This window comes from Niveispirillum irakense DSM 11586 (assembly GCF_000429645.1).
In the GTDB taxonomy this organism is placed as follows: Bacteria; Pseudomonadota; Alphaproteobacteria; order Azospirillales; family Azospirillaceae; genus Niveispirillum; species Niveispirillum irakense.
The window spans coordinates 352744-366370 of the sequence record NZ_KE386933.1 but is presented as its reverse complement, the minus strand read 5'-3'; the positions used below and the strand labels follow the sequence as shown (position 1 = coordinate 366370).

Genomic DNA, 13627 nt, shown 5'->3' with positions numbered 1-13627 from the left:
GCGCCACTACCGGACCCGGACCCGTGGAGGATTTTCCACGGGACAGGGTCTTTTTTGCATCTCAGGAGAGTACCATGACCAAGATTATCGCGCTCGCCGCCACGGCTCGCGACCGGGCCGGAAAGGGGACCGCCCGCGCTACGCGTCGTGAAGGCCGCATCCCGGCAGTCATCTACGGCAACAAGGAAGCGCCGCTGATGATTTCGCTCGACAGCACGAAGTTCACCCGTGAGCTGCACCGCCCGGGCTTCTTCACCCACCTGTTCGACATCGAACTGGATGGCACGAAGCACCGCGTTCTGGCCCGCGACGTTCAGCTGGACCCGGTCTATGACCGTCCGCTGCATGCCGACTTCCTGCGCGTCAGCGACACCACCGAAATCTCCATCAAGGTGCCGGTGGAATTCGCCAATGCCGATACCTGCCCGGGCCTGAAGCGCGGTGGCGTGCTGAACGTCGTCCGCCACGATATCGAGGTCTATGCCCGCGCCAACAACATCCCGGAAAAGATCGTCATCGATCTGGCCGGTGCTGATGTCGGTGCGTCCATCCACATCTCCGCCGTGAAGCTGCCGGAAGGCGTGCGCCCGACGATCGATGATCGCGACTTCACCGTCGTCACCATCGCGACCCCGTCGGCCGGCGTTGAAGCCGCCGCCGATACGGCCGCCTAAGCAGTATAGTAGGCGAACCCGGCAATGCGTCTGCTGGTCGGACTGGGCAACCCTGGCCCGGAATATGAACGGCACCGGCACAATGTCGGGTTCATGGCGGTGGATGATATCCATCGCCGCTACGGCTTCGGCCCCTGGAAGAAACGCTTCCAGGGGCTGGTCGCCGAAGGGGTCGTGGACGGCGAGAAATGCTTTGTCCTGAAACCCCAGACTTTCATGAACCTGTCCGGCCAGTCGGTCGGAGAGGCGATGCGTTTTTATAAGCTGACGCCTGACGACACGCTGGTCTTCCATGACGAGCTGGATGTCGCCCCGGCCAAGATCCGGGTCAAAAAGGGCGGCGGCCATGGCGGGCATAATGGCCTGCGCTCCATCGACGATCATATCGGCAAGGATTACTGGCGCATCCGGATCGGCATTGGCCATCCGGGCGACAAGGACCGTGTCCATGGCTGGGTCCTGGGCAATTTCGCCAAGGCCGACGAGGCCTGGCTGCCGAAATTGCTGGACGCGCTGAGCGATGAATTGCCGCTGCTGGTGAAGGGCGAGCCGGAGAAATACGCCTCCCGCGTTGCCAGCCTGACCCAGCCGCCCCGCCCGAAGAAGGAAAAGGGCGACCCGCCCGCCGGCTGACCTGCCGGCCCCCCTTCCCTGTCCCCAATATCCAGGCTAATCCTGTCCACCGGTTTCCAAAAAGATCGGGGGAGGATGCGTCATGGTGGATCTGTCGCGCCGGGGATGGCTGGTTGCAACGGCCGCAACGGGCCTGATGGCGATGGTACCGGCACAGGCCGCCCCCGCCAGCACCACCGAGCATCTGGACATCTGGCCCGGCGGCATCGGCCCCGGTTCCGCTGGGCTTAAGATCGACCAGAAAGTCACCGACCGTTCCACCGATCCGGCCAAGCCCGACCGTTATACGACCGGTACCACCCGCCCCTATCTGACCATCCACCGCCCAGCCCAGCCCAATGGCGCGGCCGTGCTGATCACGCCCGGTGGCGCCTATCAGCGCGTGGTGGTGGACAAGGAGGGGCTGGAACTGGTCCCGCCATTGCTGGCAGCGGGCTTTACCGTCTTCATCCTCTATTACCGCCTGCCCGGCGAGGGGCATGAACAGGCGGCCGATGTGCCCCTGCAGGATGCCCAGCGCGCCCTGCGCCTGATCCGCCATCGCGCGGCGGATTGGCAGCTCGACCCCAACCGGATCGCCATGATGGGCTTTTCCGCCGGGGGCCATCTGGCCGCCAGCCTGGGCACCCGCCTGGACACCAAGGTTTATGAAGCGGTGGACGAAGCCGACCGTCTGTCAGCCCGGCCCGACGCGCTGGCTTTGATCTATCCCGTCATCGACATGGTGGGCCCGGCCACCCATGCCGGGTCCCGCACCAATCTGCTGGGGGAAGCGGCGGGAGAAGATAAGCGCGCAGCCTATTCACCTGACCGTGCCGTCACCGCGGCTACCCCGCCGACCTTCCTGCTGCATGCCGCCGACGATAAAGGAGTGCCGGTGGAAAACAGCCTGCTGTTCCATACCGCCTTGCGTCAGGCCGGCATCCCGGCGGAACTGCATATCTATGCCAAGGGCGGCCACGGCTTCGGCCATGGCGACCGCATCCCCGCCGACAACCCGCTAACCCATTGGCCGGACGTGTTGATCCACTGGCTGCGCCCGACGTTGGGATTGAACAATCGGTAAAATCTCAACCCGCGTCCCATCACCCGCTTGACGCGCTGTTATTTCTCCTACAACGTATGACATATGAAGCCGGCATCGACCAACCTGGGTCAGTTCGAACAGATCGTGCTGACCGCCATCCTGTCGCTGGGCGAAAACGCCTATGGCGTCACCATCCACGCCAAGGTGGAGGAACTGTCCCAACCCCGCAAGGTGGCCCTGGGGGCGGTTTATTCCACGCTCGACCGGATGGAGGATAAGAGGCTTGTGGTGTCCTGGCTGTCAGGTCCGACAGCGGAACGGGGGGGGCGCGCCAAGCGGCATTTCCGGCTGGAAAAGGCTGGAGAGGCAGCCCTGCACGAAGCCGCCCTGACCGCAAAACGGATCTGCGATGCGATCGAACAGCAATGGGGGCATGGGATATGGCAGCCGATTACCGAGATGTAGAAGCCGCGCCACCGAAGCTGCTCGACCGGTGCCTGCGCCTGCTTATCCCGCCAGCCGCGCGCGAGGCTGTGCTGGGGGACCTGTGGGAAAGGTACCGTTCCCCCCTGCAATATGCTTCGGAAGGAATAAGGGTCGTGCCTTACGTCGTCACCAGCCGGGCCCGCCGGACCTCCAGCATCCCCATCGTCGGGCTGCAGATCTTCAGCCTCTTTGCTTGCCTGGGCGGGTTTGAACCCGACAGGGCAGATGCACCCGTCGCCAATGCGCTGCGCGCCGGGCTGCCCGCCTTGCTGGCCTTGGCGGGGCTGATCCTGCGGTCGATCTATCGCCAGCCGGAAACCCCGGCCCGGCGCGGCATCCTAGACGCCGTAACCGCCGCAATCATCGTGGTCCTGTCGCAACTGGCGATCAGCGGCCTGCAATCCGCCGGCATGATCGGGCCGGGATGGACGCTCTCCCCCTCCATCTATGTCCTGGGCATTCTCGCCCTGCCGGTGCTGTGCATCATCGGCACGGTGGAGGGCAAGGATGGCGACATCCGGCCGCCACCGGCCACCACGCTGGACAGCCTGATCAGCGATTACCAGGCCTTCACGCGGGGTGTGGAAATCCGTAACTGGGTGGAGATGGGGGCGCTCACCATCATTATCATCGGGTCCGGCTATTTCCTCATCCGGTTCAAGCCGCCGATCCTGCCGGTCGGCGTCAGCTTCGTGACGGGCTATGTCGTAATCCTGGCCTATCTCGCCCTGCGGGGCTGGACGAAAGCCATTCCCAGCAATGCCAGCTTGCCCGCAGCGCGGGAGACCTATCAGGCGGAACTGGTGCGGCAGAACAAAATCCGTCGCCTGATGTGGTGGTTCTGGTTCGTGCCACTCTTTGCCGGGCTGCTGACCAACCTGCTGATGCTGGGCATCACCAAGGGCGACATCGTTCGGCTCGTCGCCGGTATGATCACCCTGCCGATGCTGGGCTTCTTCATCATTGCCCTGAACCGCATCCGCACCCGCAATGTGGCGGCAAAGGTCGCGGAACTGGGAGCCATCCCCGCCTGACACCCGCCAATGCCGGGTAAAGGTATATCAAAACCAAAATGCCCGGAGCGATGTTCCGGGCATTTTGTCGTACATCTGGTTACCTGCCGCTCAGGGTGTCGGCGTGGGCGCCGCTGGCGTCTCCTGCGACGCGATCTGATCGGGGGTCAGGATCATGATGGGCGGGTTCTGCTTCCGCTCCAGCGGATAGACGCCGTAATAGAGCACGGCGAAAATGGCCGGGATGGTGAAAAAGCCAACTCCTGCCGCCAGAACACCCCAAAGGCGCCCCCATCCGATCCCGCGCCACTGCTTGGTCGCGGGCTCCATCTCCTGCAAGGCGGCGATGGCGTAGGCCATGCCAGGGGATTCGGCCTTGCGGGCAGGATAGATCAGCACGCGGGAGGCTGCGGGCTTCATGGGCGGTCACTCGATCTTTGAAATATGTCCCTCATGATACCACCATCCGCTCCAATGTCTCCAGCCGATCTGCCTCTGCCGCCGGTTTGTCCCAACGGATGCGGCTGATCCGCGGGAAGCGCATGGCGATGCCGCTCTTGTGCCGGCTGGAGGCATGCACACTGTCAAACGCCACCTCGAACACCAGCCCGTGGGACACTTCCCGCACTGGGCCGAAACGGTTGGTGGTGTGGTTGCGCACCCAGCGGTCGATCTGGCCCAACTCCTCATCGGTGAAGCCGAAATAGGCCTTGCCGACGGGCACCAGCTCGCCACCCTCCCCCGGTGGGCCCCGCCAGGCGCCGAATGTATAATCGCTGTAGAAGCTGGAGCGTTTGCCGTGGCCACGTTGGGCATACATCAGCACGCAATCCGCCACCAGCGGCCCGCGCTTCCATTTGAACCAGGGGCCCTTGGGACGACCGGCGACATAAGTGCTGTCGCGCCGCTTCAGCATCACGCCTTCAATAGCGCCATCTTCCACATTCGTGTCGCGGGCATTCAGGCGCAGGGTGGCCAGTTCTTCCCAACTGTTGAAATCCAGCAGGGGGGACAGGTCCATGCCGGTGGGACAGGTGCGGGCGAACCAGGCCTCCAGCCGGGTGCGGCGTTCATCGAAGGGCAGGCCGCGCAGGTCTTCCTCACCCTCAAAAAGCATATCGTAAAGCCGCACCCAGGCCGGATAATCCCGCAGCATGGCCGGCGTCACCCGCTTGCGGTTCAGCCGTTGCTGAAGATCGTTGAAGGGGGCGATGCGGCCATCGCGGGCCACCAGCAATTCCCCGTCCAGCACAGCGGTGAAACCCATATGCGCCGCCACATCGGGGAAGGTGGGGGCAATCTGGTCGCCGGTGCGGCTATAGAGGCGGGCATCGTCCGCACTCCCCCGTGCCACCAGTTGCACGCGGATACCATCCCATTTCCATTCAGCCCGGAAATCAGCCGCCAGCAACGTCTCCAGATCGCCCTCTTCCAGCGGATGCGACAGCATCATGGGGCGGAAGCCACCGGTGCCGGCCACATCCGGCCGGGAACCGCTGCCGGACAGCCAATCGAACAAAGGCTGATAGGGCGGGCTCAGCCCGTGCCAGATTTCCTCAATCGCATCGACATCCACACTCACGTCACGGGCGGCGCCATACTCGGCCAAAGCCGTCTTGGCCAGCCGGGCCGACACGCCAATGCGCAGCCCTCCGGTGATCAGCTTCAGCAAGGCCCAGCGGCCGGTGGCGTCCAGCGCATCCAGCCAGCCTTCGATCAGCCCGGGCACTTCCGTCCGCTTGGCTGCCGTCAGCGCCGCGACGATCTCCGCCAGCGCTGGCGACGGCTGGTTGCTGCCCGGTCGCGGCGGCCAGATCAGGGCCACGGTTTCCGCCAGATCGCCAACAAAATCATAGGACAGGGCGAACAGGGTAGGGTCGGTGCGCGACGCCACCAGTTCCCGCACCAAAGCCGGTTTGGCAGCGGCAAAGGACAGGCCGCCGGTCAGCGCCGCCAGCCCATAGCCCCGGTCGGGATCAGGCGTCTGGGCGAAATAATCCACCAGCAGGCGGATCTTGCCATTGCGGGACGGTTGATAGGCCAGCGCGTCGATCAGGGCGGCGAACCGTTCCATGGCTCACGTCTCCTCATCGCCAAAGCCAACCAGATGCAGCGGCCGGGCGCGGAAACCGTTCTGGTTGGCCCAATGGACCAAGGCCTCCTCCGCGCCATGGGTCACCCAGACCTCTGGCGCCGCCACGTCGCGCAGGGTCTGGCACAGCTCATCCCAATCGGCATGGTCGGAGACAACCAGCGGCAATTCCACCCCATGCTGCCGGGCACGAGCCCGGACCCGCATCCAGCCCGACGCATAGGCAATCAACGGATCGGGCAGGCGGCGGGCCCATTTATCCATCATGGCAGACGGCGGGGCCAGGACGATGGCACCGCGCATCTCCTCCTTTGCGGTCGCCGTGGCGGGGCGCAATTCTCCCAGATCGACGCCATGGCGCTGGTATAGTTCGCAGAGTGGCAGATGCGCGCCGTGCAGATAGAGGGGCCTGTCGTAACCCGCCTCCCGCAGATGGGCGATCAGCCGCTGGCACTTGCCCAGCGCGTAACAGCCCACCACCAGCGACCGTTCGGGGAAGACCTGCCCGGCATGCAGCAGCCGGGCAATCTCCGCCGCCGCTGGCGGGTGACGGAAAACCGGCAGGCCAAAGGTCGCCTCGGTAATGAAGGCATCGCAGGCCACCGGCTCAAATGGGGCGCAGGTGGGGTCGTGGCGGCGCTTGTAATCGCCGGAGACGACGACACGGCTGCCCTGGAATTCCAGCACCACCTGGGCACTGCCCAGCACATGGCCTGCCGGGACCAGGGTGACGGTCACATCATTAATACGCAAAGACTGGTGATAGGGCAGCGTTTGCAGATTGCCGCCCGCCCCCTCCCCCAGCCTTGCCCGCATGATATCCAGCGTCGGCGCCGTCGCCAGCACATGGGCATGGCCGGGCCGCGCATGGTCGGAATGGCCATGGGTGATGACGGCGCGGGCAACCGGGCGGATCGGATCGACATGGAAGCCGCCTGGCTCCACCCACAGGCCCCCGCCCTGTTCCGGCGGACAGGGGCGGACCCAGCTATCAGGGGGCGGTGGGGAAGCGGCTGGCATGGTCATGTCCTTGATATAGGCCAGATCATAACGGAAGCCAGCCGCCCCCGGTTCAACGTCCCGGCATCATCACAGCGGAACCCGGCCCCAGCGGCAGGTCCAGCAGCACCCAGCCGGAGAAGAGGCCGACCGCCGCAATCCCCATCCACACGGCCAGCGGCAGCATGGTGGCGATCAGCGAGCCGATGCCGAAGCGCGGCACATAGCGCTGGCACATGATCAGGATCAGCGGGAAATAGGGCAGCAGCGGCGTGATCGGGTTGGTGAAGCTGTCGCCCACGCGATAGGCGGCCTGGGTCGCTTCCGGGCTGACACCGACCAGCATCAGCATCGGCACCAGCACAGGGCCCAGGATGGCCCATTTGGCCGAAGCGCTGCCGATCAGGATATTGATGAAGGCCGACACCAGGATCAGCGCCAGCATCAAAGGCAGACCAACGAAGCCCGCTGCCTGCAGCAGGGCCGCCCCTTCAATCGCCAGGATCACCCCCAGATTGGACCAGGAGAACAGCGCGATGAAAACGGCACAGCAGAAGGCCAGCACGATATAGCCGCCCATGTCCGACATGGACTGGCCCATCATGCGCACCACATCCTTATCGTTGCGCACGATACGCGCGCCGATGCCATAGGCGATGCCGATCAGCAGGAAGATGACGAACAGGATCGCCACCAGCGCATGCAGGAAGGGCGTCACCGTGCCCGCCGCATCGCGGAAGATCGCCCCTTCCGGCACCACGGCAGCCAGCATAGCCGCCACCGCGATCAACAGGGTGATGCCGGCGAATTTCAGGCCGCGCTTTTCTGCCGCGCGTTGATCATCGGTCTGTTCCTCAATCGCCACCACATGGCCGGTCGGCATCGGCGCCGTGGCCAGCAGGCGCGGCTCCACCAGCCGGTCGATCACCAGGGTGCCGACAATGCTGAACAGCGGCACGAACGACATCATCAGATACCAGTTGGCCGTGACAGGCACTTCATAAGCGGGATCAACCATGCGGGCCGCCGCCTGGGTGATGCCGGCCAGCAGCGGGTCCAGCCCGGTGATCAGCAGGTTGGAGGAGAAGCCCGCCGACACGCCGGCAAAGGCGGCGGCGATGCCGGCAATCGGATGCCGGCCGACGGAATGGAACATCAGCCCGGCCAACGGGATCAGCACTACATAGCCGGCATCGGTCGCGAGGCTGGATTGCACCCCGGCGAAAATGACGGTGAAGGTCAGCAGGTTCTTGGGCATGGCGCGCACCAGGGCCCCCAGGGAGGCACCGATCAACCCGGTCTTTTCCGCCACGCCCACACCCATCATCACCAGCAGCACCATGGCCAGCGGCGGGAAGGTGGCGAAGATGGTGGGCATGTCCGTGAACAGGCGGCTGATATTGGCCGCCGATAACAGGCTGACCGCCGCGATCTCCTTGCCTGTACCAGGATGGACAGCGGATACGCCTGCTGCCGCCAGCAGGGCCGACAGCACCACCAGGATGGTGATGGCGATCAGGAACAGGGTGGCCGGGTCTGGCAGGCGGTTGCCCACCCGTTCAATCACCCCGAGGATGCCGCCAGATCTCTTCGCTTCCATACTGCCTCTCTCTTGTCCGATGGCCGGTCTTGATGCCGGCCAGTATGAGGATAGAGCTAACCGCAGTGCTGGGTTGCGGCAAGCGAGAAGCAGACCTGCCGCCGTCGAAGCCCGTTGCGAAGCGGGGCCGGGTGGGCGCATTCTCCGCCGCAAATCACGGAGACGATTATGCAGGACTTCCTTTCCATCCATCCCGAGGTTGCGCAGGCCCTGAAAAATGGCCAGCCCGTGGTGGCCCTGGAATCGACCGTCATCAGCCACGGGCTGCCCTATCCCGCCAATGTGGAGACGGCCAGGGCCATTGAGGCCGCTGTGCGCGCCGAAGGGGCCGTGCCCGCCACCATCGCCGTGCTGGATGGCCGCCTGCGCGTGGGTCTGGATGCGGATGACCTGGAACGGCTGGCCCAGCCGGGCGCGCGCAAGGTCAGCCGGCGCGACCTGCCGCTGGCCCTGGCGCAGAATGCCGATGGCGCCACCACCGTGGCATCGACCATGATCGCCGCCAGCCTGGCCGGCATCGCCGTGTTCGCCACCGGTGGCATCGGCGGCGTGCATCGGGGCATGGAAACGACGCTGGACATCTCCGCCGATCTGGAAGAACTGGCCGCCACCGATGTGGCCGTCGTCTGTGCCGGGGCCAAGGCCATCCTGGACCTGCCCCGCACGCTGGAATATCTGGAAACCAAGGGCGTGCCGGTGATCGGCTATGGCACCGACCGGTTTCCCGCCTTCTATACTGCCAGCCTGCCCCTGCCCGTGGATGGCCGGTGCGACAGCCCGGACGAGGTGGCCCGTGTCCTGCGCGCCAAATGGCAGTTGGGCCTGGGCGGCGGCGTGGTGATCGGCGTGCCCATTCCCGAGGAAGCGGCCATGGATGCCGAAGCGGTGGAAGCCGCCATCCAGCAAGCGGTGTCGGAAGCCGATGCCCAGGGCGTGCGCGGCAAGGCGCTGACCCCCTTCCTGCTGAAGCGGATGGAGGAACTGACCGAGGGTGCCAGCCTGATCGCCAACCGCGCCCTTCTGCTGAACAATGCCGCCATCGGCGCCCGCATCGCCGCCGCCTATGCCCGGCAGAAGGCCGACATGGCCCTGCCGAAAAAGGTGCAGACGACCAAGCGCCCGCCGGGTTATTAAGCCTGAAAAAGCCCTGTCCCCCCGAAAAGGGGGATGCCGCCCTGCGTTGCAGGGGTGAAATGGCCGCGCGATTGACTCAAGCGCCCTTCACCACTATACAACGCGCTTCGATTTAGACATCAGTTCCAATACCGGAGTAAGTACCGTGAAGCGTCCTTTTCAGCCGAGCAAGATCGTGCGCGCCCGCCGTCATGGTTTCCGCGCCCGCATGGCCACCGTCGCCGGCCGCAACATCATCAATAAGCGCCGCGCCCAGGGCCGCAAGAAGCTGAGCGCCTGAGGCTGATCAGGTGGCGCCCCGCTCCGGGATCAAACTGGGCCGTCTGAAAAAACGGCCTCAGTTCCTGGCCGTTGCGGGCGCCAAGCGGAAATGGGCGACGCCGGGGGTTATCCTCCAGGTTCGCGCCCATGATGATCGACAGCATCCGAATCCGGGTGAACCGGTGGTTCGGATCGGCCTGACTGCAAGCAAGAAGGTGGGTGGTGCGGTTGAGCGTAACCGCGCCCGTCGTCGTCTGCGCGCGGCATTGGCCGAGGTGCTGGCCCCGCATGCAGCCGCCGGGCACGATTTCGTGCTGGTGGCGCGTGGGGAAACGGTGCGTCGCCCCTATGCCGATCTCAAGGCCGATCTGACCCAGGCCCTGAAGCGGTTGAAAGTGTGGCGTGACCGCGCGGTAACCCCGCGTGAGGATGGCAAGGAATGAGCCCGGCGGCCTGGCTGCTCCGGGCTTTTGTGCTGTTCTACCGCTGGTTCATTTCGCCGATTCTCGGTCCGCGCTGCCGCTTTCACCCCACTTGTTCGGAATATGCGCTGGAAGCCCTTTCCGCCCATGGGGCGCTGAAGGGGGGCTGGCTGGCCCTGCGGCGGATCGCCCGGTGCCATCCCTGGGGGGATTCGGGGTATGACCCGGTGCCGCCAGCGGCACCCCCGATGGCGGGGAAGCATCATTCTGGCGGAAAATGTTGCGGCGGGCATTGATTGCCCGCCCATTTCATGTGACCTAGCCGGGGCCGCCCCTCCCTGGTCTTGAGCTGAAGCTGGAACACGCCCCCATGACGGATCAGAAGAACCTTATCCTGACAATCGCGATCTCGGTCGCGATTCTGTTCGGGTTCCACTTCTTCTATGAACGCCCGCGCCAGCAGGCCGCCCAGGCGGAGCTGCAGCGCCAGCAGGCCTTGCAGGTCGAGCAGGGCCAGGTGCCCAGCACCGTGCCCCAGGCCGGCACCATTCCCGGTGCCAGCGATGGCATGGGCGGTGCCGCGCGTGAACGTGGCGACGTGCTGGCTGAAAATGCCCGCGTCCGCGTCAACACGCCCAGCCTGCACGGCTCCATCAACCTGCGCGGCGGCCGGATCGACGATCTGACGCTGGCCAAGTACAACACCACCCCGGAGAAGGGCAGCCCTGAAGTGGTGCTGCTGTCCCCGCTGGGCGGTGCTGACCCCTATTTCGCCGAGTTCGGCTGGCTGGCTGCCGGTGGTCCGGCCGTGAACCTGCCCAAGAGCGACAGCATCTGGACCGCCAGTGCGGACACGCTGACGCCCGGCAACCCGATCACCCTGACCTTCGACAATGGCGAAGGCCTGGTGTTTGAGCGCACGATCGCCGTGGATGAGAACTATATGTTCACCATCACGGAACGGGTGCGCAACGAGAGCGGTTCTGCCCTCAACCTGCAGCCCTATGGCTTCGTGCAGCGCCGTGGCGCGCCGCATACGTCCGGCATGTATATCCTCCATGAAGGCCCGCTGGGCGTGCTGGACGGCACGCTGAAGGAATTCAAGTACAAGGACCTGAAGGAAGACGGCAAGACCGAGACCCTGAAGTCCACCGGCGGCTGGATCGGCATCACCGACAAATACTGGCTGGTCAGCCTGATCCCGGACCAGTCGGCGCCGATTGAGGCCCGCGTCCTGCACCAGCAGGTGGGCGGCGACCTCTATCAGGTCGATTTCCGCGGCACGCAAGCCATCACCGTTGCCCCCGGCAGCACGGCGGAGAATACGTCCCGCCTGTTCGCCGGCGCCAAGGTGGTCAGCCTGCTGGACGAGTACAGCGACAAGCTGAACATCGCCGATCTGAACTATGCCATCGACTGGGGCTGGTTCTACTTCCTGACCATTCCCTTCTTCCATGCGCTGGACTTCCTGGGCCGCATGCTGGGGAATTTCGGCCTCGCCATCCTGGCCTTCACCGTCGTGCTGCGTCTGGCCTTCTTCCCGATTGCCAACAAGCAGTTCGAAGCCTTCGCCAAGATGAAGAAGCTCCAGCCCAAGATGGAGGAGCTGAAGAAGAAGCACGGCGACAATCGCGAAGCCCTGTCCATGGCGATGATGAAGCTGTACCGGGAGGAGAAGGCCAATCCGCTGGCCGGCTGCCTGCCGATCCTGCTTCAGATCCCCGTCTTCTTCGCGCTGTACAAGGTTCTGTACGTCACCATCGAAATGCGCCATGCGCCCTTCTATGGCTGGATCAATGACCTGTCCGCGCCCGATCCGACGACCCTGTTCAACCTGTTCGGCCTGATCCCGTGGGATCCCCCCAGCTTCCTGCATATCGGCATCCTGCCGCTGCTGATGGGTATCACCATGTGGCTGCAGCAGAAGATGAACCCGTCCAACCCGGACCCGGTACAGCAGAAAGTGTTCATGCTGCTGCCGCTGATCTTCACCTACATGATGGCCAGCTTCCCCGCCGGTCTGGTGATCTACTGGACCTGGTCGAACCTGCTGTCGATCCTGCAGCAGTGGGTGATCATGCGCCGCATGGGCGTGAAGCCGACCTGATGCTTGTTCCCTCAGGTGCCAAGCGGCGGCCTCCGCCGCCTTGGCTCACGCGGGCCGGCAGTCGCCGGCCTGGGTGGCCCTGAGGTTGTACGTTAGTTGTTGAACTGAACTGACGCCCCCGGCCCCGGCCGGGGGTCTTTATTTGAAAGCGCATTACCGGCGCGAAGGAGTGTTCCCATGGCCAAGCCGCTGACCATCACCCCCAGCCTGATGGGCGACCTGTCGGAAGCCGAGATCGAGGCCGGTCGCCTGCTGTTCGCCAAGGAATGCGACTTCTTCTGGGGGGCCGAAGCCGCGACGACGCTACCGGAAGCCATGCTGCCGGAAATCTGCTTTGCCGGCCGGTCCAATGTCGGCAAATCCTCCCTGGTCAATGCCCTGACGGGACGCAAGACCCTGGCCCGCACCAGCCAGACGCCGGGGCGCACCCAGCAGCTCAACTTCTTCAATCTGGGCAACCGGCTGGTGCTGGTGGACATGCCCGGCTATGGCTATGCCCAAGTCTCCAAGGAACGGTCGGCCGCCTGGACGGCCTTTATCCGCTCCTACCTGCGCGGTCGCGTCACGCTGAAGCGGGCGCTGGTGCTGGTGGATGCCCGCCACGGGCTGAAGCCGCACGATGTCGATATGATGAAGATGATGGATGAAACCGCCGTCGCCTATCAGATCGTGCTGACCAAGGCCGATACGCTGAGAACCGGCGCGATTGACAAGATCCGCCAGCAGGTCGCCGTCGCGCTGAAGACCCATGGCGCCGCCCATCCGGAGGTGCTGGCCACTTCGGCGGAAACGGGCCTGGGCATTCCCGAACTGCGCGCCTTCCTGACGCGCATGGCGGAGCCATTGCCGCCGGCCTGATCAACAGGCCCGGCCAGCGCCGTCATTCCAGGTAATCATGCGTATAGGCGATCATCCGCTCGGCGATGCGGCGCAGGTTGGCTGCGTCGTCGGGGCGGTCATTCATATCCATCCTGGCCGCTTCCTGCTTCATTTCAGCAGCCTTGTGCAGCATATCGCGCCGCAGATCATGCAGATCATCAATGGTTGTCGGCATACCATTGCCTTCCTGTTCAGCCCGCGCCGATAAAGATCGGGCGCCGGCCACTTCCGACAGCGACCATAGCCGGGAAGAATGAATTTCACCTTAACCGTGTGATCTCTTTACCCCATCAATTCACA

The 13627-nt window shown here is 64.6% G+C and carries 16 protein-coding genes; 11 read left to right on the top strand and 5 right to left on the bottom strand.

Translation table 11 applies throughout. The features are described from left to right. The first annotated feature begins 74 nt into the window (after window positions 1-74). The 5 genes from G473_RS0115725 to G473_RS0115705 all read left to right on the top strand — a co-directional run bounded on the left by G473_RS0115725 (window position 75) and on the right by G473_RS0115705 (window position 3854). Entirely contained in the window at window positions 75-674 is a 600-nt protein-coding gene (locus G473_RS0115725) for a 50S ribosomal protein L25/general stress protein Ctc (RefSeq protein WP_029013888.1), read from the top strand. A 24-nt stretch (window positions 675-698) separates the two neighbouring features. Continuing rightward, window positions 699-1307 carry an aminoacyl-tRNA hydrolase gene (gene pth / locus G473_RS27240; RefSeq protein ID WP_035707487.1) on the top strand — a complete coding sequence of 203 codons (609 nt, stop codon included), beginning with the start codon at window positions 699-701 and terminating at the stop codon, window positions 1305-1307. An 82-nt stretch (window positions 1308-1389) separates the two neighbouring features. Beyond that, on the top strand, window positions 1390-2373 hold the full coding sequence (locus tag G473_RS27235; protein WP_051330336.1) for an alpha/beta hydrolase: 984 nt from the start codon (window positions 1390-1392) through the stop codon (window positions 2371-2373). Window positions 2374-2436: 63 nt separating this feature from the next. Beyond that, window positions 2437-2799, top strand: coding sequence for a PadR family transcriptional regulator (locus tag G473_RS27230; protein WP_084438209.1), 363 nt, complete (start codon window positions 2437-2439; stop codon window positions 2797-2799). Beyond that, window positions 2775-3854 (top strand): hypothetical protein, encoded by a 1080-nt coding sequence (locus tag G473_RS0115705; RefSeq protein ID WP_161630998.1) that lies wholly within the window; start codon window positions 2775-2777, stop codon window positions 3852-3854. The genes G473_RS27230 and G473_RS0115705 overlap by 25 nt, the downstream gene beginning before the upstream one ends. Before the next feature lie 90 nt (window positions 3855-3944). Here the strand turns inward: G473_RS0115705 and G473_RS0115700 are convergent, their stop codons facing one another. The 4 genes from G473_RS0115700 to G473_RS0115685 are packed head-to-tail and all read right to left on the bottom strand — an operon-like array spanning window position 3945 to window position 8524. After that, window positions 3945-4253, bottom strand: a complete 309-nt coding sequence (locus tag G473_RS0115700) for a hypothetical protein (RefSeq protein WP_029013886.1) — start codon at window positions 4251-4253, stop codon at window positions 3945-3947. A 31-nt stretch (window positions 4254-4284) separates the two neighbouring features. Further along, window positions 4285-5907, bottom strand: coding sequence for a cisplatin damage response ATP-dependent DNA ligase (locus G473_RS0115695; RefSeq protein ID WP_029013885.1), 1623 nt, complete (start codon window positions 5905-5907; stop codon window positions 4285-4287). A 3-nt stretch (window positions 5908-5910) separates the two neighbouring features. Beyond that, window positions 5911-6945, bottom strand: coding sequence for a ligase-associated DNA damage response exonuclease (locus G473_RS0115690; protein ID WP_029013884.1), 1035 nt, complete (start codon window positions 6943-6945; stop codon window positions 5911-5913). Between the two features lie 52 nt (window positions 6946-6997). Then, complete coding sequence (locus tag G473_RS0115685; protein ID WP_029013883.1) at window positions 6998-8524, bottom strand: AbgT family transporter; 1527 nt, start codon at window positions 8522-8524, stop codon at window positions 6998-7000. Window positions 8525-8692: 168 nt separating this feature from the next. On the opposite strand from G473_RS0115685, the gene G473_RS0115680 reads away from it, so the two are divergent. From G473_RS0115680 to yihA, 6 genes are all read left to right on the top strand, one after another. Next, entirely contained in the window at window positions 8693-9658 is a 966-nt protein-coding gene (locus tag G473_RS0115680) for a pseudouridine-5'-phosphate glycosidase (protein ID WP_029013882.1), read from the top strand. A 145-nt stretch (window positions 9659-9803) separates the two neighbouring features. Continuing rightward, complete coding sequence (gene rpmH, locus G473_RS0115675; protein ID WP_029013881.1) at window positions 9804-9938, top strand: 50S ribosomal protein L34; 135 nt, start codon at window positions 9804-9806, stop codon at window positions 9936-9938. A gap of 10 nt (window positions 9939-9948) precedes the next feature. Continuing rightward, on the top strand, window positions 9949-10362 hold the full coding sequence (rnpA, locus tag G473_RS27225) for a ribonuclease P protein component (protein ID WP_245580080.1): 414 nt from the start codon (window positions 9949-9951) through the stop codon (window positions 10360-10362). After that, window positions 10359-10637, top strand: a complete 279-nt coding sequence (yidD, locus tag G473_RS27220) for a membrane protein insertion efficiency factor YidD (RefSeq protein ID WP_035707484.1) — start codon at window positions 10359-10361, stop codon at window positions 10635-10637. The genes rnpA and yidD overlap by 4 nt, the downstream gene beginning before the upstream one ends. A 74-nt stretch (window positions 10638-10711) precedes the next feature. Further along, window positions 10712-12448, top strand: coding sequence for a membrane protein insertase YidC (gene yidC / locus G473_RS0115660; protein ID WP_029013880.1), 1737 nt, complete (start codon window positions 10712-10714; stop codon window positions 12446-12448). Between the two features lie 177 nt (window positions 12449-12625). After that, window positions 12626-13306 carry a ribosome biogenesis GTP-binding protein YihA/YsxC gene (gene yihA, locus G473_RS0115655; protein ID WP_029013879.1) on the top strand — a complete coding sequence of 227 codons (681 nt, stop codon included), beginning with the start codon at window positions 12626-12628 and terminating at the stop codon, window positions 13304-13306. A 22-nt stretch (window positions 13307-13328) separates the two neighbouring features. Here the strand turns inward: yihA and G473_RS30395 are convergent, their stop codons facing one another. Continuing rightward, on the bottom strand, window positions 13329-13502 hold the full coding sequence (locus G473_RS30395; RefSeq protein WP_154667428.1) for a hypothetical protein: 174 nt from the start codon (window positions 13500-13502) through the stop codon (window positions 13329-13331). Window positions 13503-13627 lie beyond the last annotated feature (125 nt).

Coding starts and splice junctions, on each gene's coding strand:
- G473_RS0115725 (WP_029013888.1), top strand. CDS start 75: ATGACCAAGATTATCGCGCTCGCCGCCACGGCTCGCGACCGGGCCGGA.
- pth (WP_035707487.1), top strand. CDS start 699: ATGCGTCTGCTGGTCGGACTGGGCAACCCTGGCCCGGAATATGAACGG.
- G473_RS27235 (WP_051330336.1), top strand. CDS start 1,390: ATGGTGGATCTGTCGCGCCGGGGATGGCTGGTTGCAACGGCCGCAACG.
- G473_RS27230 (WP_084438209.1), top strand. CDS start 2,437: ATGAAGCCGGCATCGACCAACCTGGGTCAGTTCGAACAGATCGTGCTG.
- G473_RS0115705 (WP_161630998.1), top strand. CDS start 2,775: ATGGCAGCCGATTACCGAGATGTAGAAGCCGCGCCACCGAAGCTGCTC.
- G473_RS0115700 (WP_029013886.1), bottom strand. CDS start 4,253: ATGAAGCCCGCAGCCTCCCGCGTGCTGATCTATCCTGCCCGCAAGGCC.
- G473_RS0115695 (WP_029013885.1), bottom strand. CDS start 5,907: ATGGAACGGTTCGCCGCCCTGATCGACGCGCTGGCCTATCAACCGTCC.
- G473_RS0115690 (WP_029013884.1), bottom strand. CDS start 6,945: ATGCCAGCCGCTTCCCCACCGCCCCCTGATAGCTGGGTCCGCCCCTGT.
- G473_RS0115685 (WP_029013883.1), bottom strand. CDS start 8,524: ATGGAAGCGAAGAGATCTGGCGGCATCCTCGGGGTGATTGAACGGGTG.
- G473_RS0115680 (WP_029013882.1), top strand. CDS start 8,693: ATGCAGGACTTCCTTTCCATCCATCCCGAGGTTGCGCAGGCCCTGAAA.
- yidD (WP_035707484.1), top strand. CDS start 10,359: ATGAGCCCGGCGGCCTGGCTGCTCCGGGCTTTTGTGCTGTTCTACCGC.
- yidC (WP_029013880.1), top strand. CDS start 10,712: ATGACGGATCAGAAGAACCTTATCCTGACAATCGCGATCTCGGTCGCG.
- yihA (WP_029013879.1), top strand. CDS start 12,626: ATGGCCAAGCCGCTGACCATCACCCCCAGCCTGATGGGCGACCTGTCG.
- G473_RS30395 (WP_154667428.1), bottom strand. CDS start 13,502: ATGCCGACAACCATTGATGATCTGCATGATCTGCGGCGCGATATGCTG.